The organism is Streptomyces sp. NPDC005303 (genome assembly GCF_040607335.1).
In the GTDB taxonomy this organism is placed as follows: Bacteria; Actinomycetota; Actinomycetes; order Streptomycetales; family Streptomycetaceae; genus Streptomyces.
Window position 1 is genome coordinate 278,993 of the sequence record NZ_JBEXGM010000002.1, and the last position, 22,705, is coordinate 301,697.

Annotated in this window: 16 protein-coding genes; 6 read left to right on the forward strand and 10 right to left on the reverse strand. The window is 70.8% G+C overall.

The window, feature by feature from the left end; genetic code table 11:
• The first annotated feature begins 125 nt into the window (after nt 1-125).
• Entirely contained in the window at nt 126-767 is a 642-nt protein-coding gene (locus tag ABZT93_RS05215; protein ID WP_356099150.1) for a hypothetical protein, read from the forward strand.
• Between the two features lie 38 nt (nt 768-805).
• Here ABZT93_RS05215 and ABZT93_RS05220 read toward each other — a convergent pair whose 3' ends face one another.
• The 5 genes from ABZT93_RS05220 to ABZT93_RS05240 form a co-directional block, all read right to left on the reverse strand.
• Entirely contained in the window at nt 806-2,245 is a 1,440-nt protein-coding gene (locus ABZT93_RS05220; RefSeq protein ID WP_356099153.1) for a S28 family serine protease, read from the reverse strand.
• Nucleotides 2,246-2,375: 130 nt separating this feature from the next.
• Nucleotides 2,376-2,765 (reverse strand): hypothetical protein, encoded by a 390-nt coding sequence (locus ABZT93_RS05225; RefSeq protein WP_356099156.1) that lies wholly within the window; start codon nt 2,763-2,765, stop codon nt 2,376-2,378.
• Between the two features lie 454 nt (nt 2,766-3,219).
• Nucleotides 3,220-6,927, reverse strand: a complete 3,708-nt coding sequence (locus tag ABZT93_RS05230) for an ABC transporter ATP-binding protein (RefSeq protein WP_356099159.1) — start codon at nt 6,925-6,927, stop codon at nt 3,220-3,222.
• A 92-nt stretch (nt 6,928-7,019) separates the two neighbouring features.
• The gene (locus tag ABZT93_RS05235) at nt 7,020-8,045 is read right to left on the reverse strand and encodes an esterase-like activity of phytase family protein (RefSeq protein ID WP_356099162.1); all 1,026 of its coding nucleotides are present in this window, start codon (nt 8,043-8,045) and stop codon (nt 7,020-7,022) included.
• A 48-nt stretch (nt 8,046-8,093) separates the two neighbouring features.
• The gene (locus tag ABZT93_RS05240) at nt 8,094-8,936 is read right to left on the reverse strand and encodes a serine hydrolase (protein ID WP_356099165.1); all 843 of its coding nucleotides are present in this window, start codon (nt 8,934-8,936) and stop codon (nt 8,094-8,096) included.
• A 143-nt stretch (nt 8,937-9,079) separates the two neighbouring features.
• On the opposite strand from ABZT93_RS05240, the gene ABZT93_RS05245 reads away from it, so the two are divergent.
• The 3 genes from ABZT93_RS05245 (at nt 9,080) to ABZT93_RS05255 (ending at nt 13,997) form a co-directional block, all read left to right on the forward strand.
• A complete protein-coding gene (locus tag ABZT93_RS05245; protein WP_356099168.1) occupies nt 9,080-11,302 on the forward strand; it encodes a glycosyltransferase family 39 protein in 2,223 nt (740 codons plus the stop codon).
• A 191-nt stretch (nt 11,303-11,493) separates the two neighbouring features.
• Nucleotides 11,494-12,993 carry an FG-GAP and VCBS repeat-containing protein gene (locus ABZT93_RS05250; protein WP_356099170.1) on the forward strand — a complete coding sequence of 500 codons (1,500 nt, stop codon included), beginning with the start codon at nt 11,494-11,496 and terminating at the stop codon, nt 12,991-12,993.
• A gap of 197 nt (nt 12,994-13,190) precedes the next feature.
• Nucleotides 13,191-13,997, forward strand: coding sequence for an endonuclease (locus ABZT93_RS05255; protein WP_356099173.1), 807 nt, complete (start codon nt 13,191-13,193; stop codon nt 13,995-13,997).
• Nucleotides 13,998-14,015: 18 nt separating this feature from the next.
• On the opposite strand, the gene ABZT93_RS05260 is transcribed toward ABZT93_RS05255, so the two are convergent.
• Genes ABZT93_RS05260 through ABZT93_RS05270 form a run of 3 tightly spaced genes read right to left on the reverse strand, consistent with a single transcriptional unit; the run spans nt 14,016 to nt 18,153 of the window.
• Nucleotides 14,016-15,698, reverse strand: coding sequence for a thiamine pyrophosphate-binding protein (locus ABZT93_RS05260; RefSeq protein WP_356099176.1), 1,683 nt, complete (start codon nt 15,696-15,698; stop codon nt 14,016-14,018).
• Entirely contained in the window at nt 15,695-16,663 is a 969-nt protein-coding gene (speB, locus tag ABZT93_RS05265) for an agmatinase (protein ID WP_356099179.1), read from the reverse strand. Before speB ends, ABZT93_RS05260 begins: the two co-directional genes overlap by 4 nt.
• 44 nt (nt 16,664-16,707) lie before the next feature.
• Entirely contained in the window at nt 16,708-18,153 is a 1,446-nt protein-coding gene (locus ABZT93_RS05270; RefSeq protein ID WP_356099182.1) for a sodium:solute symporter, read from the reverse strand.
• Nucleotides 18,154-18,259: 106 nt separating this feature from the next.
• Here ABZT93_RS05270 and ABZT93_RS05275 point away from each other — a divergent pair, with 106 nt between their 5' ends.
• Nucleotides 18,260-19,720 carry a helix-turn-helix domain-containing protein gene (locus ABZT93_RS05275; protein ID WP_356099185.1) on the forward strand — a complete coding sequence of 487 codons (1,461 nt, stop codon included), beginning with the start codon at nt 18,260-18,262 and terminating at the stop codon, nt 19,718-19,720.
• Nucleotides 19,721-19,790: 70 nt separating this feature from the next.
• Complete coding sequence (locus ABZT93_RS05280) at nt 19,791-20,579, forward strand: phosphatase (RefSeq protein ID WP_356099188.1); 789 nt, start codon at nt 19,791-19,793, stop codon at nt 20,577-20,579.
• 7 nt (nt 20,580-20,586) lie between these two features.
• Here ABZT93_RS05280 and ABZT93_RS05285 read toward each other — a convergent pair whose 3' ends face one another.
• Nucleotides 20,587-21,453 (reverse strand): acyl-CoA thioesterase II, encoded by an 867-nt coding sequence (locus ABZT93_RS05285; RefSeq protein ID WP_356099191.1) that lies wholly within the window; start codon nt 21,451-21,453, stop codon nt 20,587-20,589.
• A 34-nt stretch (nt 21,454-21,487) separates the two neighbouring features.
• The gene (locus ABZT93_RS05290) at nt 21,488-22,645 is read right to left on the reverse strand and encodes an acyl-CoA dehydrogenase family protein (RefSeq protein WP_031044246.1); all 1,158 of its coding nucleotides are present in this window, start codon (nt 22,643-22,645) and stop codon (nt 21,488-21,490) included.
• Nucleotides 22,646-22,705 lie beyond the last annotated feature (60 nt).

Genomic DNA, 22,705 nt, shown 5'->3' on the forward strand with positions numbered 1-22,705 from the left:
GGCGTAGGCGCCGTACGACTCACAACTCGTACATCACCCCCGAAAGGCGCAAAGGACCCCACATGTCTGGCGTGGCTCCGCCGCGACGGTCACGCTGGACGCGGGGGTAGGCCGGGGGGATGGCGATGCGCGACAGGTGGTCCACGGGGGTGGTGTGCGCACTGGCGGTGCTGCTCGCCGTCCTGCTGACGGGGTGTACGCAGTCGGCCGCCGGCGGGGAGAACGACAAGGGGGCCGCCGGCACGGCCTCCGTCCCGCCGTCCGCCACCCGGGCCTCCGGTTTCGGCGCGGTGTTCCTCGCGGTCGACGAGTGCAGCTCCTTCGGCAAGTCCAGCTTCACCGAGGTGCCCTGCACCAGTGAGCGGGCGGCGGCGCGGGTCGTGGCCCGGCACGACGGCACCACGACGGGTGGGCCGCCCTGCCCGGCGACCACCGACTTCGTGCTGCACATCAGTGAGCAGAGCCAGGTCTCCGACGAGGACGGCGACGGGGCCGTGCCACAGGGCTACGCCTGCATGCGCAACCTGCAGCCGCCGCATCCGGGCGACCCCGGCGGCGGGGGCGGACCCCGGACCATCGTCGGCGACTGCGTGTACGGCTCGGGCAGCGGGCAGGTCAGGGAGACCGCGTGCGACGGCAAGGGCGAGCGGAAACCGCAGTACAAGGTGGTGAAGGCGGTCGCCACGCGCAGCCGCTGCCCGCTGTCGACGGCCCTGTACGTGCAGCTCGGCGGCCCCCAGCCGGTGGGCTGCGCCCGGCCGTTGTGATCCCGGCCGGGCGCGGCGAGCGGACTACGGACGAGGGACTACGGACGCAGGGTGGGCTCCCGCTCCACGTCCCGTACGTCCAGCTTCCGGTCGAACTTCGCGAGCGGCTTCGCCTCGGTCACGGCGGTGGCCGGGACGCCCGCCCAGGCGAGGATCCTGGCCGTGGCGAACGACTTCTGGTCGGCGACCAGACCGGCGACGTTCGCCCCGTGGTTCATGCCGGGCGCGGTGAACACGTACGCGTCCTTGGCCCCCTTGTCGACGCGGAACCGCTCCGCGCCCCACGGGTCGTTCTGGCCGTAGACGTACAGCATGTGGTGGGCGTTGCTGCGCACCCAGGTGTCCACGTCCCGCATCGCGTACGGCTGGAACTTCGTCGGGATGCTGCGCGGGACGAAGTTGCGCGGCGGCTGGTAGCCGTAGCGGATGTACTTCTTCTCGATGTGCGGGAACTTGATCGTCGGTGCGCCGAGCTGGGTGGCCGCCTGGTAGTAGTACGGCGTGTACGTCTCCAGGCCCTGGTCGGCGTAGGCGGAGAAGCCGGAGATCGTGTCGATGGAGTTCCAGATCTGGTCGTCGGTCGCGCTCTTCGCGTCCGCCGGGATCAACGTGTCGTCGCCGCAGTTGGCCAGCAGGTTGTACTGCCAGAAGCCCCAGACGTAGTCGAGTACGACGGCCTCGTAGGCCTTGTCCAGACTGCCGACGGTGGTGAAGGTGAGGCCCTCCGCCGCCGCGTAGTCGGCGTACTTCTTCTCCAGCGGCTCGCGCCGGACCAGGGCCTCGCGCTGCACCGCGTTCAGCCGGTCGCGGCACTCCTTGGTGCCGACGCTCGCGAAGAAGCGGTCGTAGGCGGAGTCCTCGTTGTTCACCACGTCGTTGGGGGCGACGTAGGCGACGACGCCGTCCATGTCCCGCGGGTAGAAGCGCTCGTAGTAGGTGGCGGTCATGCCGCCCTTGGAGCCGCCGGTGGAGATCCAGTTCTTCGAGTAGATCTTCTTCAGCGCCTTGAAGACGCGGTGCTGGTCGCCGGCGGCCTGCCAGATGTCCAGCTTGCTCCAGTCGGCCGGGGCGGGCCGGGAGGGCGTGAAGAAGCGGTACTCCATGGAGACCTGGTTGCCGTCCACGATCTGGGTCGGCTCACTGCGGCGAGGCGTGGTGGAGACGTTGTAGCCGCCGGTGAAGAAGACCGTCGGCCGGCTCACGTCCTTGTGCAGCACGGTGATGCGCTGCTGGAACGTGCCCTTGGACGGGTGCCGGTGGTCGACCGGCTGGGTGTAGTTGAGCACGAAGAAGCGGTAACCGGTGTACGGCTTCTCCTCGATCAGGCTCATCCCCGGGACGGCGAGGAGCTGATCCTTGATGTCGGTGGTGGCACCGGTGCCTCGGGCCTCCGGCTCGGCGGCGGTGGCCGCCCCTGCCGTGCCGACCGTGCCTATGAGCACGACCAGCGTGAGAAGCCATCTGAGCGCCTTGCGCATGCACCCTCCCCTGTGAGTACAGATGTGCGCCGGACGCTAGCGGCGCAAGTCCGTTCCGCACCAGGGGAGATGGCACCTCGATGGGGAAAACCCTGTGAGGAATCCGTGCCTCGGAGCCCGATCCTGCGCGTCAGAGCCGGATCCAGCCGTCCGAGTCGTACCTGCCCCGCCCCACCCCGCCCTTGATCCACACCTTGCGCTGCCCGGCGTGCACGGTGACCGGACCGGCCCGGTACTTGTACCGGCCCGCGTCCTCGACCGGCCGCAGCCCGTACGCCCGCAGACTCACCATCATGTACTGGCGGCCCCCCACCCGCCGGGGAAGCGTGACCGCGCACACATAGCCGCTCCGCTTGTAGACCTCCACCGTGCCGGTGGAGAACGGGTACGACCTGACCTTGCGCCCCTCGCACGACGTGGCCGCGGCGTGCGCCTGCCCCGGCACCGCGACCCCGAGCATCCCGGCGGCCGCTGTCACGGCCAGCCCCACCGCCAGCCGCCGTATCGCTCCACTCTTCACTGCCGTCCCTCCCGCAGCTCTTCTGGGCGTACAGGTGTACGGACGCACAACGTATGTCGGACGGTTGCACGACCGTCAGCGGCACAGGGTCCACAACTCGGTGCGCACCGGGTCCTGCGGATGTGAATGACCTGGTCGACATCGCGTCAAACTATTGCCCTCTTTTTGCGACTTGAGATGATTTTCCATCAAGTGTTGACCAAGAAACCATCCCACTGGAAGCCCGCACAAGCCCATGTAAGGGCGATGTGAAGGCAGGACGGCGTCGTACGCCTGCCCCCTGCTCTGTTCCAGGAACTCCCCCGGACCTTGACTGGGTCCGACGCGGTCGTACGGGCTGCCGGCACGCTGCTGAACTCAGGAGAGGGACTGATCGCTTTTCCCGTTCACAGGGTGTGAAGCCCGCCGTGGATCGCCCGCAGCCCGTGGTCACTCTCGAACCGGGTTGCGGAACCTACCGGCGGGACACCTCGACCGGCTCCCCCACGAACGTCCGCCACAACTCGGCGTACCGCCCCTCCCGCGCGAGCAGTTCGTCGTGGGTGCCGTCCTCCACCACGCGGCCATGATCCATCACGACGACCCGGTCCGCGCGGGCGGCGGTCGTCAGGCGGTGGGCGACGACGAGGGTGGTGCGGCGGCCCGCGATGCGGTCGGTGGCCTGGTTGACCTGGGCCTCGGTGGCCAGGTCCAGGGCCGCCGTGGCCTCGTCCAGGAGCAGGATGTCCGGGTCGACCAGCTCGGCGCGGGCCAGGGCGATCAGCTGGCGCTGGCCGGCCGAGAGGTTGCGGCCGCGTTCGGCTACCTCGTGGAGGTAGCCGCCCTCCAGCGTGGCGATCATCTCGTGGGCGCCGACCGCGCGGGCCGCCGCCTCGACCTCGGCGTCGGTGGCGTCCGGGCGGCCGTAGGCGATGGCGTCGCGGACCGTGCCCTGGAAGAGGTAGGCCTCCTGGGGGACCACGCCGAGGCGGTGGCGGTAGGAGGTCAGGTCCAGGGTGCGCAGGTCGGTGCCGTCGACCGTGACCCGGCCGCCCGTCGGGTCGTAGAACCGGGCCACCAGCTTGACCAGGGTGGACTTGCCGGCGCCCGTCTCGCCGACGAAGGCGACCGTCTGACCGGCGGGGATCTTCAGGTCGATCCCGCCGAGGGCCTCCTCGTCGTCCCCGTACGCGAAGTGCACGTTCTCGAAGGCCACTTCACCGCGCAGGGAGAGGACCTCCGAGGGTTCGTCGGCCGCCTTCGTGGACGTCGGCTCCCGCAGCAGCTCCTGGATGCGGCCCAGGGAGACGGTCGCCTGCTGGTAGCCGTCGAAGACCTGGGAGAGCTGCTGGACCGGGGCGAAGAACAGGTCGATGTAGAGGAGGTAGGCGACCAGGGCGCCGGTCGTCAGGGTCGCCGCGTCCACCCGGCCCGCGCCCGCGATGAGTACGGCCGCCGCGGCGACGGAGGACAGCAGCTGGACGAAGGGGAAGTAGATCGAGATCAGCCACTGGCCCCGGATGCGGGCCTGGCGGTAGCTGTCGCTGCGCTCCGCGAAGCGCGCCCCGCCGTCCCGCTCCCGGCGGAACGCCTGCACGATCCGCAGCCCCGACACCGACTCCTGGAGATCGGCGTTGACCACGGAGACGCGCTCACGGGCGAGTTCGTACGCCTTCACGCTCGCCTTGCGGAAGAAGTACGTGGCGACGACCAGCGGCGGCAGGGTCGCGAAGACGACCAGGGCCAGCTGTACGTCGATCACCAGCAGGGCGACCATGATGCCGAAGAAGGTGACGACGGAGACGAACGCGGTGACCAGGCCGGTCTGCAGGAAGGTCGACAGGGCGTCGACGTCCGTCGTCATCCTCGTCATGATCCGGCCCGTCAACTCCCGCTCGTAGTAGTCGAGTCCGAGCCGCTGGAGCTGGGCGAAGATCTTCAGGCGGAGGGAGTAGAGGACCCGTTCGCCGGTGCGTCCGGTCATCCGGGTCTCGCCGATCTGGGCCGCCCACTGGACGAGCACCGAGAGCAGGGCGAGCGCGGTCGCCGTCCAGACCGCCCCGATGGCCATCCGCGAGACACCGTCGTCGATGCCGTGCCGGATCATCACCGGGAGCAGCAGGCCCATGCCCGCGTCCACGGCGACCAGGCCCAGGCTGATCAGCAGCGGGCGGCCGAAGCCGCGCAGCAGCCGGCGCAGACCGTACGACTCCTCGGACGTGACCGCGCGTGCCTCGTCGATGTCGGGGGTGTCCGTGGCCGGGGGCAACGCCTCGACCTCGGCGAGGAGTTCGGGGGTGGCCGGGGTGCCGGCCAGGGCCAGATCCTTGCGCTCGCGGTCACCGGTCCACAGGCGGGGCGTCACCCCGCGCTCGGCGTCGAACTCGGCGTCCAGTTCGTCGCGTACGGAGGTGTCCTCCTGGACGGCGACCTGCTGGGCGTGGCCCGGGGAGACGCCGCCGAGGCCGTCGGGGTCGGTGAGCAGGCGACGGTAGAGGGGCGAGCGGAGCTGGAGTTCCTCGTGGGTGCCGATCTCGGCGAGGCGGCCGTTCTCCAGGACGGCGATGCGGTCGGCGAGGTTGAGGGTGGAGCGGCGGTGGGCGATGAGGAGGGTCGTGCGGCCCTCCATGACGTGTTTCAGGGCCTCGTGGATCTCGTGCTCGACCTGTGCGTCCACGGCGGAGGTGGCGTCGTCGAGGACGAGCAGGCGCGGGTCGGTGAGGATCGCCCGGGCGAGCGCGACACGCTGGCGCTGGCCGCCGGAGAGGGTGAGGCCGTGCTCACCGACCGTGGTGTCGTAGCCCTCGGGGAGCTCGGTGATGAAACGGTCCGCCTGGGCGGCGCGGGCGGCCTTCTCGATCTCCTCCTGGGTCGCGTCGGGACGGCCGTAGGCGATGTTGTTGCGGACCGTGTCGGAGAACAGGAAGGAGTCCTCGGGGACCAGGCCGATCGCGGCCCGCAGCGAGTCCAGGGTGAGCTCGCGGACGTCATGGCCGCCGATGAGGACGGCGCCGTGGGTGACGTCGTAGAAGCGCGGCAGGAGCAGGGAGACCGTGGACTTGCCCGAGCCGGAGGAGCCGACGACCGCGAGGGTCTCGCCGGGGCGGATCTCGAAGCTGAGGCCTTGCAGTACCGGCCGCTCGTGGTCGTAGCCGAAGGAGACGTCGTCGAACTCGACGGTGGCCGGCGCGTCGGCGGGGAGCTCCTTGGTGCCGTCCTTCAGGTACGGCTCGGTGTCGATCAGCTCCAGGACGCGCTCGGTGCCGGCACGGGCCTGCTGGCCGACGGTGAGGACCATGGCGAGCATGCGGACCGGGCCGACGAGCTGGGCGAGGTAGGTGGAGAAGGCGACGAAGGTGCCGAGGGTGATGTGTCCGCGGACCGCGAGCCAGCCGCCGAGCGCGAGCATCGCGACCTGGCCGAGGGCCGGGACGGCCTGGAGCGCCGGGGTGTACTTCGAGTTGAAGCGGATGGTCCGCAGGCGACCCGCGTAGAGGCGGCGGCCGACCTCCCGGAGCTTCCCGGTCTCCTGGTCCTCCTGGCCGAAGCCCTTGACCACGCGTACGCCGCTGACGGCACCGTCTACCACGCCCGCGACGGCGGCGGCCTGGGCCTGGGCGTACCAGGTGGCGGGGTGCAGCTTGGAGCGGGAGCGCTTGGCGATCCACCACAGGGCCGGGGCGACCGCGAGGGCGACCAGGGTGAGCGGGATCGACAGCCAGGCCATCACGACCAGGGAGATCACGAAGAGCGCGAAGTTGCCGATCGTCATCGGGAGCATGAAGAGCAGGCCCTGGATCAGCTGGAGGTCGCTGGTGGCCCGGCCGACGACCTGGCCCGTGGACAGCTCGTCCTGGCGGCGGCCGTCGAGGCGGGTGATCGTGCCGAACATCTCGGTGCGCAGGTCGTGCTGGACGTCGAGGGCGAGACGGCCGCCGTAGTAGCGGCGGATGTAGGTGAGGACGTAGACGAGGACCGCGGCGACGATCAGGGCGCCCGCCCAGGGGGCCATGTCCCGGGTGTGGTCGCCGATGACGTCGTCGATGATCACCTTGGTGATCAGGGGGACGATCGCCATGACGGCCATGCCGCCGAGGGAGGAGCCCAGGGCGAGGACGACGTCCTTGGGGTAGCGCCAGGCGTACCCGGCCAGTCGTCGTGCCCATCCCCGTTGCGGTGTCACGCGGGTGCCCTCCGGTTCGTTCGTCGTCCTGATCTACCGGAAGGCACCAACGCGCACTGAAGCGGATTTCATCCCTCCGCAACAAGAAGTGGTCAGACGCGCACCCTCAGGTAGTAGAACCGGGTCGTCTGCGCCGCGTTCTGGTTGTCGTCGCTGACCAGGAGGACCTTCAGGCGGCCCTTGTCCCGGCCCGTGATCACCATGCCCTCGATGTTGTCCAGAAGCGGGTTCGGCTGGGGCTGCTTCGCCGTCGCGCCCAGGGCCGGGCAGCTCGCGATGTCCGTGAGCAGGGTCTTCCGGATCAGCCGTACGCCGTCCTGGCCCGTCAGGTTCTCGATGCCGCTCGTGTCCGTCGCGTGGCGGGGGTCGGCCAGGTAGAGGCGGACCGTGTTGCCGACGCCGGAGGTGAAGCCGCGTTCCAGTACGAGGAGGCGGCCGTCGGGCAGGGCCTGGACCTCGGGGACGCCGAGGAAGGCGGCGTCGGTGCGGTAGGCGTACTGGGCGGCGGTCTTCCAGCTCTTTCCGTGCCGCTGCCAGGTCTGGAAGCGGACGATCCCTGCCGTGTCGCCGGAGAGCGCGTACTCCATGGAGGCGAGCAGGGTGCGGCCGCCGTTCATGAGGGTCAGGCCCTCGAAGGTCTGGTTGGAGGTGGCGCGGCCCGCGGGGGCGACCTGGAGGGAGGCCGGGACGGGGAGCCGGTCGAGGATCCTGCCGTCCTTCGAGTATCGGCGGATCGACGGCTCGGTCTCCGAGGTGATCAGCCGGGTGCCGTCCTTGTCGATCACCAGGCCCTCGGAGTCCAGCGCGGCGCCGTTCTCGTCGGCGAGCGTAACGGCCTTCTTCGGCGCGAGGGTCCTCGCGTCCAGGTCGAAGAGGGAGGAGCGGTCGGAGAGCGCGGCGAGGGAGCCGTCCTTGTCCACCGCGAGCGCGGAGAAGTTGCCGACGAAGGTGCCGTCGTACGTCGTCTTGTCGAGCGCGTCGGAGAAGCGGTCGAGGAAGACGGACGGGGAGCAGGCGTGGCTCACCGGGGCGGCGGCCTGCGCCGGGCCGGAGGCCGCGAGGCAGGTCGCCGCCGCCAGGGCCGCGGTGGTGGTGGCGAGTACGGTTCTCAGCTGCATGGGCGTCACCGTAGGGCGGGTCGGTGACGTACGGGCGTCCGGCAGGCGTCAGCTCGCCGCGAGATCCCGGTGGATGACCTTGGCGACGCCCTGGATCGTGGTGACGCCGTAGTTCATCGTGCTGTTGCCGTGCGTGAGCACCGTGATCATGTAGTCGTGGCCGCCGCCCGTGAAGGTGCCGACGCTGTGCACCCGCCAGCCGTGCGTGGAGCGCTGGAGCCAGCCGTTCTTGACGTGCCAGGAGACCCCGGAGGGGCGGCCGTACGGTGTGCCCCAGCGCTGCGACGAGATGACCTGGCCCATCAACTTCAGGATGTAGGCACGCGCGTTGTCGCTCAGGACGGTGTTCTTCGCGGTGACCAGTTTGAGCAGCTTCTGCTCGTCGGTGACGGTGATCTGGGTCAGGCCCCAGTAGCCGTTCGCCCCCGGCTTGGTCTGGGTCATGCCGGCCGCGGTGAGGAAGCCCTTGATCTTGGTCAGACCCAGCTGGCGCCACAGCTTGCTGGTGGCGTCGTTGTCCGACTTGGTGATCATGGCCTTGGCGAGGTTGCTCTCGGTGGTGGTCAGATACCGGTTGTGCTTCTTCGCGTCCCACAGCAGCGTGGCGAGGACGGTCACCTTGACCACGCTCGCGGAGTCGTAGGCGGTGGAGGAACGCAGGGTGCAGGTGGTTTTGGTCGTACGGTCGTAGAGGCCCACGGCGATCGTGCCGGAGCGGTTGGAGACGGCGGACGTGATGTCCCGCTTGAGTTTGTCGGCGAGGCCCGCCTTGGCGGACGTGCAGCTGACGGCCGGTGCGGTCGCGGCGGCGGCCGGAGCGGCGGCGGCGACGCACGCGGCCAGCGCGCCCGTCGCGATCCATTTCGTGTATCTCGATATCCCCCGTGTCATGCCCTGTTGACTCTCGGGTGCGGGGGAATGGTTGTACGCATGGGGAATGGTTGTGCGAGTCGTTACCTGGCGCGTGGCATTTTCACAGGACAGCGCCAGGTACGTCACAGCCCTCACCCAAGCCGCCTCCGCACGATGCCCCGGTGACATCTGCCACCGATCCCCACCTCCACACCGAGACGGTGTCCGCCGACTGGCCGCCCCCGGCCGTGCCCACGGCGCCCCCGGGCAGGGCCCCGCGCTGGTCGCTGCCCGTGCTGCTCGCGATCCTGGTCCTCGCCGGGGTCCTCTACGGCTGGAACCTGAGCGGGAACAGCCTCAACAGCTTCTACAGTTCCGCCGTCTACAGCGGTACGCAGAGCTGGAAGGCCTGGTTCTTCGGGTCGCTCGACGCGGGGAACTTCCTCACCGTCGACAAGCCGCCGTTCGCCCTGATGATCATGGGGCTGTCGTGCCGGATCTTCGGCTTCGGCACCTGGCAGATGATGCTGCCCGAGATCGCGGCCGCCCTCGGCACAATCTGGATCCTGCACGCCTCCGTGAAGCGGGTGTTCGGGCACACGGCGGCCGCGATCGCCGCGCTCGTCCTCGCGCTGACCCCGATCACCGTCGCGATCAACCGGGACAACAACCCCGACACCGTCCTCGTCCTGCTGATGGTCGGCGGCGCGGCTCTCGCGCTGCGCGCGGTGCGCACCGACCGGTTGCTGCCACTGATCGGCTCCGCGGTCCTGTTCGGGCTCGCCTTCAACACCAAGATGCTCCAGGGCTACATCGCCCTGCCGGCCGTCTTCGCGGTGTACGTGTACGCGTCGAAGCTCGGTTGGCGGAAGAAGGCCGTCAACCTGGGCCTCGCCGCGGTGGCGTTGGCGGTCTCCAGCTTCTGGTGGGCGACCGCGGTCTCCCTGGTCCCGGCCGACGACCGGCCCTACATCGGCGGTTCGACCGACGGCTCCGCCTGGAACCTGATCATGGGCTACAACGGCCTGGGCCGGGTCCTCGGCGGCGAGGGCAACGGCGGGGGCGGCGGAGGCGGGGCCACGTTCGCCGGCAGCGCGGGCATCGGCCGGATGTTCAACGACGTCCTCGGCGGCCAGATCTCCTGGCTGATCCCCTTCGCCCTCCTCGCGCTCGTCGCCGGCCTGGTGCGATGCGGCCGCGCCCCGCGCACCGACGCGACACGCGCCGCGCTCGTCCTGTGGGGCGGCTGGCTGGTGCTGCACTACCTGACCTTCGCGATGGCCGAGGGCACCATGCACCCGTACTACACGACCGCGCTCGCCCCGGGCATCGCGGCGCTGTGCGGTGGCGGCGGGGTGATGCTGTGGCGCGCCTTCCGCTCCGGTGACGCCCGCTGGTCCTGGGTGCTGCCGGCCGGACTCGCGGTCACCGGCGTCTGGGCGATCGTGCTGCTGCGCCGGGCCGCCGGCTGGAACACCTGGCTGTGGCCGGTCGTCGGTGGGGTCATGGCCCTCGCGATCGTGGGCCTGTTCGTCTTGCGTACGGCGTCCTCGGGGACGAGGCTCCGGCTGCTCGGCGTGTCGGTCGCCGCGGCGATCGTGGCAGCCCTCGCGGGCCCGACGGCGTACGCCGCCTCCCCGGCCTTCTCCACCGCCAGCGGCGGGATGGGCGGCACCAACCCGACGGCGGGTCCGTCGACCGGCGGCGGCATGGGCGGTCCCGGGGGCGGGGGTGGCCGGGGCGGCTTCGGCGGCGCCGGAGGTGGGCCGGGCGGTCAGCAGGGCGGCCGGGCGAACGGTGAGTTTCCGGGCGGTGGCAACGGGCAGACGCAGCCCGGTGGGGGCAACGGCGAGCTGCCGCAGGGCGGGGCGCCGAGCGGCGGCACGAACGGTGAGTTTCCGGGCGGTGGCACGGCTCCCGGCGGCACGAACGGGGAACTCCCGGGCGGCGGTACGGCTCCCGGCGGTACCGGCAACGCGGGCGGCGGCCCCGGCGGGGGCGGCATGGGCGGCGGTGTCGACAGCGCGCTGATCTCATACCTGGAGAAGCACCAGGACGGCGCCAAGTGGCTGCTCGCGGTGTCCAATTCGCAGAGCGCCGGCCAGCTGATCCTCAGCACGCACAAGCCCGTCATCTCCATGTGGGGCTTCACCGGCACCGACAAGGCGATGACCCTCGCCCGGCTCAAGGAGCTGGTGAAGAAAGGCGAGTTGCACTACATCCAGCTCGGCGGCGGTGGCATGGGCGGCAACAGCAGCCTCAGTCAGGAGATCACCAGCTGGGTGCAGAAGAACGGCACCGCGGTGAAGGCGAGCGACTACAGCACCGGCGCTTCTTCCTCCCGGAGCGGCCAGTCGAGCAGCACCTCTACGGTCTACCGGCTGGACCCCTCCGACGTGGGCTGACCACAAGACCGGCCGCCCGCCGTACGACGAAGAACCTCCGGCGCACGTACAACCCTTGGTGCCCGCCGGAGGTCTCTTGATCGCCAACCGCCTGTGTCCCTGAGGACAACACCCGGCAAACACGGACGGTTCGCGCCCCATCGACGCGGATGCCCGCCAGGCATCCCCCGCATGCCGCAGGAGAATCCCGCATGCACCAGAAGCACCACTCGCACCTCAGACTCGCCCTCGCGACGGCCGCCGCGGCCGCGCTGACGGGCGGTCTGCTCACGGTCTCGGCGACGACGGCCACCGCGGCCGACTCGTTCAAGGTCGCCAAGGCCGACTTCAACGGCGACGGCATCGGCGACGTGGTGGCCTCGGCCGCCGGCGCCTCCGTCGGCGGCCATGCAAACGCCGGCCAGGTCGTCGCGCTCTACGGCAAGTCCGGCTCCGGCGTGACCTCGGCCAGGCGCACGGTTCTCAGCCAGAACTCCGGCAACGTTCCCGGCAGCGCCGAGGCCGGAGACCTGTTCGGCGGCGCGATGGCGTACGCCGACTTCAACGGTGACGGATACGACGACCTCGCGGTGGCCTCGCCGTACGAGAAGGTCGGCACCGACACCGACGGTGGCGCCCTCGCGATCCTTTGGGGCTCGGCGAGCGGCCTCACCGGCAAGAGCAGCAACGTGCCCGACCCGGCCGTCTCCTCGCACGACAACTGGGGCCTGTCCCTGGCCGCCGGTGACTTCGACGGCGACGGCAAGGCCGACCTGGCCGTCGGCAGCTCGGCCGCCACGTTGTACGTCTACAAGGGCGGCTTCAGCAGCTCCACCGGCCGACCCGGCGGCCGTTACACCGTCAAGCCGCCGATCATGCCCGGCTCTTCCGGCTACCCGTACGGCCCGGAGCAGCTCACCGCCGGCGACGTGAACGGCGACGGCCGCACCGACCTGGTGGTCGACGGCTACGAGACGCAGACCGAGAACGGCTGGAACACCAACTACTACGTGCCCGGCACCGCGAGCGGCCTGAGCATCGCGGGCGTCAAGACCCTCAAGCCGGGCGTCGTCACCGGCATCGGAGACATCAACGGCGACGGTTACGGCGACATCGTCACCGGCGCCGGCTGGGACGCCACCACCGGCGACGGCCGGACCATCCCGAACTCCGCGAACGGCGGCAAGGTCAGCATCACCTACGGCTCCGCGTCCGGCCCCGCCTCGACCACCGGCATCACCCAGAACACCGGGAACGTGCCCGGCAGTTCGGAGAAGGGCGACGCCTTCGGCTGGGACCTGGATCTGGGCGACGTCAACGGCGACGGCTACCAGGACCTGGTCGTCTCCGCTCCGAACGAGGACCTCGGCAGCGTCAGCAACGCCGGCATGGTCACCGTCATGTACGGCTCGGCGAGCGGCATCAACACGTCCACCGGCCTCCAGGCCTTCTCACAGAACACGACGGGTGTCCCCGGCACCGACGAGAAGAGCGACCTGTTCGGCGCCGACGTCAAGCTCGACGACGTCAACGGGGACGGCAAGGCCGACCTGGTCGTCGGGTCGTACGAGGACGGCGGCAACGGAGCGGTGACCTACCTGCCCTCCACCGGCACGAAGATCGGCACGACCGGCTCCCGAGCCCTGTCGGCGGCCTCGGTCGGCGTCTCCACCTCGGGCACCCCCCAGTTCGGTGCCCTCTTCGCCGACTAGGCACGACCCGAGTCCCTCGCGAACGGCCCCCGATCACATGTCGGGGGCCGCTTTCGCGTGTCAACTCGCGTAGACAAGGCCTGATTTGCCGTTTCAGGTCACCCAATGGACACGCACCATCCATTTACACCGCCGCATGTCCATGTCACGCTCCCATCTGCCGCCTCCATTCAACCCGCGTAGATGGGACCCCCTTTATGCTGGCGACACGCATCCGCAGCTGGAAGTCGGTGGCGCTCACCACCGCCGCCGTGCTGGTCGGTCTCGCCGCCCCGGTCGTGACGACGACCCCGGCCGCCGCCACGACCACCGCGTACGACACGACCTACTACAAGAACGCGGTCGGCAAGACGGGCACGAGCCTGAAGACCTCCCTGCACACGATCATCAGTGCCAACGTCTCGAAGATCTCGTACTCCGCGGTCTGGGACGCGCTCAAGGTCACCGACCAGGACCCGAACAACAGCAGCAACGTGATCCTGCTGTACAGCGGTGTCTCCCGCAGCAAGTCCCTCAACGGCGGTGACGTCGGCGACTGGAACCGCGAGCACGTGTGGGCCAAGTCCCACGGCGACTTCGGCGAGGTGACCGGCCCCGGTACCGACCTGCACCACCTGCGCCCCGCGGACGTCCAGGTCAACAGCATCCGCGGCAACCTCGACTTCGACAACGGCGGCAGCGCCGTCACCAATGGCGGCGGCAGCACCGTCGACTCCGACTCCTTCGCGCCGCGCGCCGCGGACCGGGGCGACGTGGCCCGCATGATCCTCTACATGGCCGTGCGCTACGACGGCGGCGACGGCTTCGCCGACCTGGAGCCCAACGAGAAGGTCAACAACGGCTCCAACCCCTACATGGGCAAGCTCTCCGTCCTCAAGGCCTGGAACGAGGCGGACCCGCCGAGCGCCTTCGAGGAGAAGCGCAACCAGGTCATCTACGACACCTACCAGCACAACCGCAACCCGTTCATCGACCACCCGGAATGGGTCGAGGCGATCTGGTAGGAGCCCGGCCGGCCCCGGTTACAGGTGCGTGGGCGCGAACATCCGCAGCACCGCCGGGAGTACGACCACCGAGGGCCCCGGTGACCCGAGCGCCTTCGACAGGTCGTCCGCGAGTGTCCCCGGGGTCGTACGGACCCCGGGGACTCCGAAGGACTCGGCCAGTGCCACGTAGTCCGGGCGGGTCAGCTCGGTCGCCGTGGCCTGGCCGAAGGCGTCCGTCATGTACTCGCGCAGGATGCCGTAGCCGCCGTCGTCGACGATCAGCCAGGTGACGTTCAGGTCGTACTGACGGGCCGTCGCCAACTCGGCGATCGAGTAGAGGGCACCACCGTCTCCCGAGACCGCCAGCACCGGGCGCGAAGGGTCGGCCACCGCCGCGCCCAGCGCCGCGGGGAAGCCGTAGCCCAGACCTCCGGCACCCTGGGCGGAGTGGAGCAGGTTGGGCCCCTTGGCGTCGAACGCCGACCAGGCCCAGTACGCGAGGATCGTCATGTCCCAGAAGGACGGCGAGTCGGCGGGCAGCGCCCTGCGGATCGACGCCAACACGTCCTGCTCCAGGGTGAGTTCCTGGGCGGCGATACGGTCGGCGACCTTCGCGAGGACGGTGCGGACCCGCTCGGCGGCCTCCGCGTCCTCCCTCGGGGACACCGTCTCCAGCAGCGCCTGCAACGCCAGTCGCGCGTCCGCGTGGATCCCGAGCGCGGGGAGGTTGGACTCCAGCTTGCCGAGGTCCGCCTCGATCTGGACGACCCGGCCTCGGGGCCTGAACGTGTGGTAGTTGGACGACAGTTCGCCCAACCCCGAGCCCACCACCAGGAGTACGTCCGCGTCCTCCAGGAAGTCGGTGGTGTGGCGGTCCTCGATCCACGACTGGAGCGAGAGCGGGTGCGTCCAGGGGAATGCTCCCTTGCCGCCGGGGGTCGTGACGACGGGTGCCTCAAGGGTCTCCGCCAGCTGCCGCAGCTTGCCCGAGGCATCGGAACGTACGACTCCCCCGCCCGCGATGATCGCCGGCCGGGCCGCGTTCGACAGCAGGTCGGCTGCCACCGCCGTGAGTTCGGGGCGCGGGGGCAGCTCCTCGGGGAAGGCGTCGCCGCCCGTCACCACCGGGATCGCGGTCTCGGCGAGCAGCACGTCCTGTGGGATCTCCACCCACACCGGCCCGTGCGGGGCGGTCAGCGCCGACTTCCAGGCCGCCTCGATCGCGGAGGGGATCTGGGACTGGGTGCGGACGGTGTGGACCGACTTGACCACGCCCCTGAAGGAGGCTGCCTGGTCCGGGAGTTCGTGCAGATAGCCGTGGCGGCCGCCGCCCAGACCGGCGGTGGGGATCTGGCTGCTGAGCGCCAGGACCGGCGCCGAGGCCGCGGCCGCCTCCTGGAGCGCGGCCAGGGACGTCAGCGCACCCGGTCCCGTCGACAGCAGCAGCGGGGCCGCCTCCCCCGTGATCCTGCCGTACGCGTCCGCCGCGAAGCCCGCGTTGTTCTCCACCCGCAGGCCGATGTAGCGCAGGTCGGAGCGCCGCAGCGCGTCGAACACGCCGAGCGCGTGCTGGCCGGGCAGGCCGAAGACGGTGGTCGCGCCGAGCGCGGCCAGGGTCTCCACGACCAGGTCTCCGCCGTTGCGGCCGGGAGGCGGGTTCAGGGCCGCCGAGATCTGCGCCTCGGTCGGACGGAGCACCAGGTCGTGGTCGTGAGTCACTGCGCGCGGGCCTCTGCAATCTGGCGGGACATGATCGTGGTCAGTTCGTAGGCGGTGTGGGAGGCCGCCACCGATGTGATCTCCGCGTGGTCGTACGCGGGGGCCACCTCGACGACGTCCGCCGACACCAGGTTGCACGATGCCAGACCGCGCAGGATCTCCAGCAGCTCGCGGGAGGTCATACCGCCCGCCTCGGGGGTGCCGGTGCCGGGCGCGTGGGCCGGGTCCAGGCAGTCGATGTCGATGGAGATGTAGAGCGGACGGTCGCCGATGCGCCGGCGGAGCTGGTCGGCGACCTCGTCCACACCCCGCCTCATGACATCCGCGGACGTCACGATGCCGAAGCCCATCTTCTCGTCGTCGGTCAGGTCCTGCTTGCCGTACAGCGGACCCCGGGTGCCCACGTGGGAGAGGGCGGAGGTGTCCAGGATGCCCTCCTCCACCGCCCGCCGGAACGGTGTCCCGTGCGTGTACTCGGCGCCGAAGTAGGTGTCCCAGGTGTCGAGGTGGGCGTCGAAGTGCAGCAGGGCGACCGGGCCGTGCTTCTTGGCGACCGAGCGGAGGAGGGGAAGCGCGATGGTGTGGTCGCCGCCCAGGGTCATCAGGCGGGCGCCGGTGCCGAGGAGGTCGTCCGCGGCCGCCTCGATCGTCTCCACGGCCTCGTTGATGTCGAACGGGTTCACGGCGATGTCGCCGCCGTCCGCCACCTGCGCCAGCGCGAAGGGGTACGCGTCCTGGGCCGGGTTGTAGGGCCTGAGCAGCCGGGACGCCTCACGGATCGCGTTGCCGCCGAAGCGGGCGCCCGGCCGGTACGAGACACCCGAGTCGAAGGGCACGCCCACGACGGCGACGTCGGCCCGCCCGACCTCGTCGAGGCGCGGCAGCCGGGCGAAGGTCGCGGGTCCGGCGTAGCGCGGGATGCGGGAGGAGTCGACGGGGCCGCGAGGGGTCTCGGGGGAGCTCATGGTCGTATGTCTTCCTTCTGTCGTGCTGATCGATACCGACCGGTCTACCGGGATGCCGGAACCGGCTCGGGAGCACCGCGCCCGGCGAGACGCTCGCGCCACGCTTCGAGTACGGCGGTGTCGGTCGCCGGGGTCGCCAGGGATACGGCGACGTAGACGACCAGGGAGGCCAGCAGGCCGTAGTACACGGGCTCGTTGGCGAGGATGCCGTAGCCCGCCATCAGGCCGATGACGGCGAGGCCGCCGACGATGACGGAGGCCAGCGCGCCCTGGGCGGTGCCGCGCTTCCACAGCAGTCCGCCGAGGATGGGGACGAGGAGGCCGCCGACCAGGAGGTTGTAGGCGACGGTCAGCGCCTCGACGACGTTGTTGAGGGCGATCGCCGTGCAGATCACGGCCACCCCCATGACGAGGATGAAGGCGCGGTTGCCCCGGACCTCGTCGCGCTCGCCCTCCGCCGGCCTCCCCCGCAGCCGCGACCAGATGTCGTTGTTCGCCACGGTCGCGCAGGCGATCAGCGCGCCGGAGGACGTCGACATCACGGCGGCGAGCGCGGCGGCCAGCACCAGGCCCCGTACCCCGACCGGGAGTTCGTCCTTGACGATGGTCGCGAAGGCGTCGTCCGCGTTGGCCAGGTTCGGGTAGAGGACCTTGGCGGCCGTACCGATGACCGCGCCGGCGAGGGCGTACGCGAGGCAGTAGGTGCCGGCGACCGTGCCGCCCCACTTGGCGGTCGTGTCGCTGCGGGCGGTGAAGACGCGCTGCCAGATGTCCTGACCGATGAGCATGCCGAAGGTGTAGATCAGGACGTAGGTGAAGATCGTCTCGCCGCCGATGCCCAGCGGGTCGAAGTACCCGGTGGGCAGCTTGGCCTTCATCTCGCCGAAGCCGCCCGCCTTGACGACGGCGATGGGCAGCAGCAGGAGCAGTACGCCGATGGTCTTCACGACGAACTGCACCATGTCCGTGAGGGTGATGGACCACATGCCGCCCAGCGTCGAGTACGCGACGACGATCGAGCCGCCCAGGATGATCGCGACGGTCCGGTTCATGTCGAAGAGGACGTCGAAGATCGTGGCGTAGGCGATGGTCGAGGTGACCGCGAGCATCAGGGTGTACGCCCACATGACCACGCCGGAGATGACCCCGGCCCGGCCGCCGTACCGGAGATCCAGCATCTCGGAGACGGTGTAGACCTTGAGGCGGGCGATGCGGGCGGAGAAGAAGACGGACAGGGCCAGCAGGCCGAGGCCGATGGTGAAGACCATCCAGGCGCCGGAGAGGCCGTACCGGTAGCCGAGGCCCACGCCGCCGATGGTGGAGGCGCCGCCGAGGACGATCGCGGCCATGGTGCCGGAGTACATGGCGGGCCCGAGGCGGCGCCCGGCGACCAGGAACTCGCTCTTGGACCTGGCACGGCGCATGCCCCACCAGCCCATGGCGAGCATGCCGGCCAGGTAGACGACGATGACGGTGTAGTCGACGGCCATGGGGCCCTCCTTCTGCCGGTCTGGGTCGACAGTAGGTGGCCGGAAAGCGGCTGCGAAGTGTACGTTTCATCCATTCGAGCGGTACTGGATGGAGGGAACGTCCACCATGCCGGACCCGGCCGTCCCACCCACCCCACCGGTCCCGCTGGCCGCGCTGCTGGCCCGGGAGGATCTGGGGCTGCGGCAGATCGCGGGCCCCGCGGACCCGTCCACGGTCGTCCACTGGGCCCACACCTCGGAGATGGCGGATCCGTACCCGTATCTGCTGGGCGGTGAGCTGCTGCTGACGGCGGGGGTGCACATCCCGGAGGCGGCGGGTTCGGGGACGTACTTCGACGACTACGTGTCCAGGGTCGTCGCGGCGGGCGGGGCGGCGCTCGGCTTCGGACTGGCGCCGGTGCACGACACGGTCCCGCGCGCGCTGGTCGAGGCCTGCGACACGTACGGGCTCCCGCTCCTGGAGGTGCCGCCCCGGACCACCTTCTCCGGCGTGGCCCGCGCGGTCTGGCAGCTCATGGCCCAGGCCCGCCACGCGGAACTGCGCCGCGTCACCGAGGCCCAGCAGAGCCTGGCCGCGGCCGCGTCCCGCCCCGACCCGGTGCCGTCGGTACTGCGGCAGCTGGCGCGGCGGGTCGGGGGGTGGGCGGTGCTGTACGGGCCCGAGGGGGTGGAGGTCGCGTCCGCCGGGCGGCTGGTGGGCCGAGCCGCCCGGGAGGCGCTGACCGGACTCGCGGAGGTCGTGCGCCCCACTGGTCCCGGGACCCCGACCTCCGCCGGTCATGCGACCGCCGACGCGCACCTCGCCGCCTACTCCCTCGGCGCCGGGCACGGCTTCGTGCTCGGGGTCGCCGCCCCGCAGCGGGATCCCGGCGATCACACCATCGCCTCCGTCGCCGCCGTGCTGCTGTCGTTGCTCACCGGTGAGCATCAGGGCGGGTCGGGCGCGGCGCGGTCGTCCGCTCTGGTGCGGGTGCTGCTGGGCGCCCCGGCCGAGGACGTGGCCCCGCTCCTCGGTGGCGAGCGCTGGGTCGTCGTGCACGCCCGGTCCGACACCCTCGCCGCCCCCGGCCCCGTCGCCGCCTCCGCCCTGGGCGCGGCGCTCGGGTCACCGCTCGTCGACGTGGCGCGGGATGCCGTACGCGTACTGCTGCCCGTCGGCCGGGAACCGGCCCCGCAGCCGGGGTGGACGCTCGGAGTGAGCGCACCCGTCGAGCCGCGGGAGTGGGCCACCGCCGACGTCCAGGCGGGCCGTGCGCTGGCCCGTGCCCGCGCGACCCGCGCCGCGCTGGTCCGGTACGGGGCCCGGCCCGCCCTCGCCGACCTGGTGCCCGAGGCGGAAGCCGACGCGCATGCCCGGGCCCTCCTGACCCCGCTGGCCCCCGCCCTCACCGAGACCCTGCGCACCTGGCTGTCCCTGCACGGCAGTTGGGACCGTACGGCGGTCGCCCTGGGCGTGCACCGCAACACCGTGCGGCAGCGGATCGCGAAGTGCGCGGCGCTGCTGGGGCTGGACCTGGACGACCCGGACGTACGGATGGAGCTGTGGTTCGCGCTGCGCCGGGCATGATCGCGTGACCCGCGTCCCAGCGTGCGGGATGCGCGGCGACGCCGTGAGGACGTGCATCAGAATGGGAGACATGCCGATACCCGGGACACCCAGCCGCGCCGAGCTCGTCGACCACCTTGTGAAGACCCGTATCGCGGGCGAGGTGGCCACCCCGCGGGAGAACAACCTCTCCCACTACCGCCAGCTGGCGAACGGCAACCGCCACTACTGGTTCGGGCTGGAGCTCGGGGACCGCTGGACCGACGAGCAGGACGTGCTCGCGGTGATGGCGGAGCGGGTGGGGGTCAACGACGACCCGGAGTACCGGTACGGCCAGGACACCATCGATCCGGAGCTGACCGTCGGCGGTCTGGAGCGGATGGCGGCCCGGCTGCGCAAGGCCGCAGACGGGGCGCAGCGGGTGCTGTTCGCCACCGGCCACCCCGGCGGCCTGCTCGACGTCCACCACGCCACGGCCGCCGCGCTGCGCACCGCCGGCTGCGAGATCGTCGGCATTCCGGACGGGCTGCAGACGGACGAGGGGTACGTCATGCAGTTCGCGGACGTGGCGGTCCTGGAGCACGGCGCGACGCTGTGGCACACCCACTCCGGCGACCCGATGAAGGCGATCCTCACGGCCCTGGAGCGCGAGGGCCGCCCGCTGCCCGACCTGGTCGTCGCCGACCACGGCTGGGCGGGGTACGCCGGCCGGCACGGGGTGGACGCGATGGGCTACGCCGACTCCAACGACCCGGCGCTGTTCCTGGCGGAGGCCGAGGGGACGGTCCAGGTGACCGTGCCCCTCGACGACCATGTGGTGAGCCCGCGCTACTACGACCCGATGACGGCGTACCTGCTGAGCGAGGCCGGTCTGTCGTAGGCGCCGGTCACCTGGGCGCGCGGACCACGCCCTCCTGGATGACCGAGATCGCCAGCCGGCCGTCCCGCGTGTAGATGCGGGCCTGGCCCAGACCCCGGCCGCCCGAGGCCGACGGGGACTCCTGGTCGTACAGGAGCCATTCGTCGGCGCGGAAGGGGCGGTGGAACCACATCGCGTGGTCCAGCGAGGCCCCGACGACGTCCCCGACGGCCCAGCCGCCGCGGCCGTGCGCGAGCAGGATCGAGTCGAGGAGCGTCATGTCGGAGACGTACGTGGCGAGGACGACGTGCAGCAGCGGGTCGTCCGCGAGCTTGCCGTTGGTGCGGAACCAGACCTGGGAGTGCGGCTCGCGCGGCTCGCCGAACTTTCCGTACGGCGGGTCGTCGACGTACCGCAGGTCGATCGCCTCGCGGGTCTCCAGGAAACGCTCCACGACCGCCGGGTCCAGGTGGTCGTAGCCGCGCAGCCGGTCCGCGGAGGTGGGCAGCGTGGCCGGGTCGGGGGCGGCCGGCATGGCGGCCTGGTGGTCGAAGCCGTCCTCGTGCCGCTGGAAGGAGGCGGAGAGGGCGAAGATCGGCTGGCCGTGCTGGATCGCGAGCACGCGGCGCGCGGTGAAGGACCGGCCGTCGTTCATGCGGTCGACGGTGTAGACGATCGGCGCGCCCGGGTCGCCGGGGCGCAGGAAGTACGCGTGCAGGGAGTGGGCGAGCCGGTCCTCGGGGACCGTGCGCCCGGCGGCGACCAGCGCCTGCGCCGCGACCTGCCCGCCGAAGACGCGGGGGACGACGGCGGCGCGGGAGTGGCCGCGGAAGATGTCCTCCTCGATCTGCTCGAGGTCGAGCAGATCGAGGAGGTCCTGAAGTGCCTGGCTCATGGAGCTGTTGTACCGGCCGGTGATATCGCGCGGCTTACAGGCCCATGTCCTTCGCGATGATCGACTTCATGATCTCGTTGGTGCCGCCGTAGATGCGGTTGACGCGGTTGTCCGCGTACAGGCGGGCGATCGGGTACTCGTTCATGAAGCCGTAGCCGCCGTGCAGCTGGAGGCAGCGGTCGATGACGCGGTGGGCGACCTCGGTGGCGAACAGCTTGGCGCTGGCGGCCTCGGCGGGGGTCAGCTCACCGGCGTCGAGGGCCTCCAGGGCGCGGTCCACGACGGCCTCGGCCGCGTCGACCTCGGCCTGGCAGGCGGCCAGCTCGAACTTGGTGTTCTGGAAGGAGGCGACCGGCTTGCCGAAGACGGTGCGCTCCTGGACGTACTGCTTGGCGAACCGGACGGCGGCCTTGGCCTGCGCGTAGGCGCCGTAGGCGATGCCCCAGCGCTCGGAGGCGAGGTTGTGGCCGAGGTAGTAGAAGCCCTTGTTCTCCTCGCCGAGGAGGTCCTCGACGGGCACCTTGACGTCGACGAACGCGAGCTCGGCGGTGTCGGAGGTCTTCAGGCCCAGCTTGTCCAGCTTGCGGCCGACGGAGTAGCCCTCGGACTTGGTGTCCACGGCGAACAGGGAGATGCCGAAGCGGCGGTCCTCGGCGGAGGACGGGGAGGTGCGGGCGGCCACGATCACGCGGTCGGCGTGGACGCCACCGGTGATGAAGGTCTTGGCGCCGTTGAGGACGTAGTGCGTGCCGTCCTCGGAGAGCTTGGCGGTGGTCTTCATGCCCGCGAGGTCGGAACCGGTGCCCGGCTCGGTCATCGCGAGGGCCCACATCTCCTCGGCGGAGACGAACTTCGGCAGGAACCGCTTCTTCTGCTCGTCGGTCGCGAGCATCTTGATGTACGGCAGTCCGAGCAGGACGTGCACGCCGGAGCCGCCGAACTGGACACCCGCGCGCGAGGTCTCCTCGTACATCACGGCCTCGAACTTGTACGAGTCGATGCCGGCGCCGCCGAACTCCTCGTCCACGCGGATGCCGAAGATGCCGAGCTCGGCGAGCTTGTAGTAGAAGTCGCGCGGCGCCTGGCCGGCCTGGAACCACTCGTCGTAGACGGGGACGACCTCGGCCTCGATGAAGGCGCGCAGGGTCTCCCGGAACGCCTCGTGGTCCTCGTTGAACACAGTACGGCGCACCGCCGCCACCTCCAGGTACGTGTCTAAGCGCTTGCTCAGAACATTAAGGTACCGGCGGGT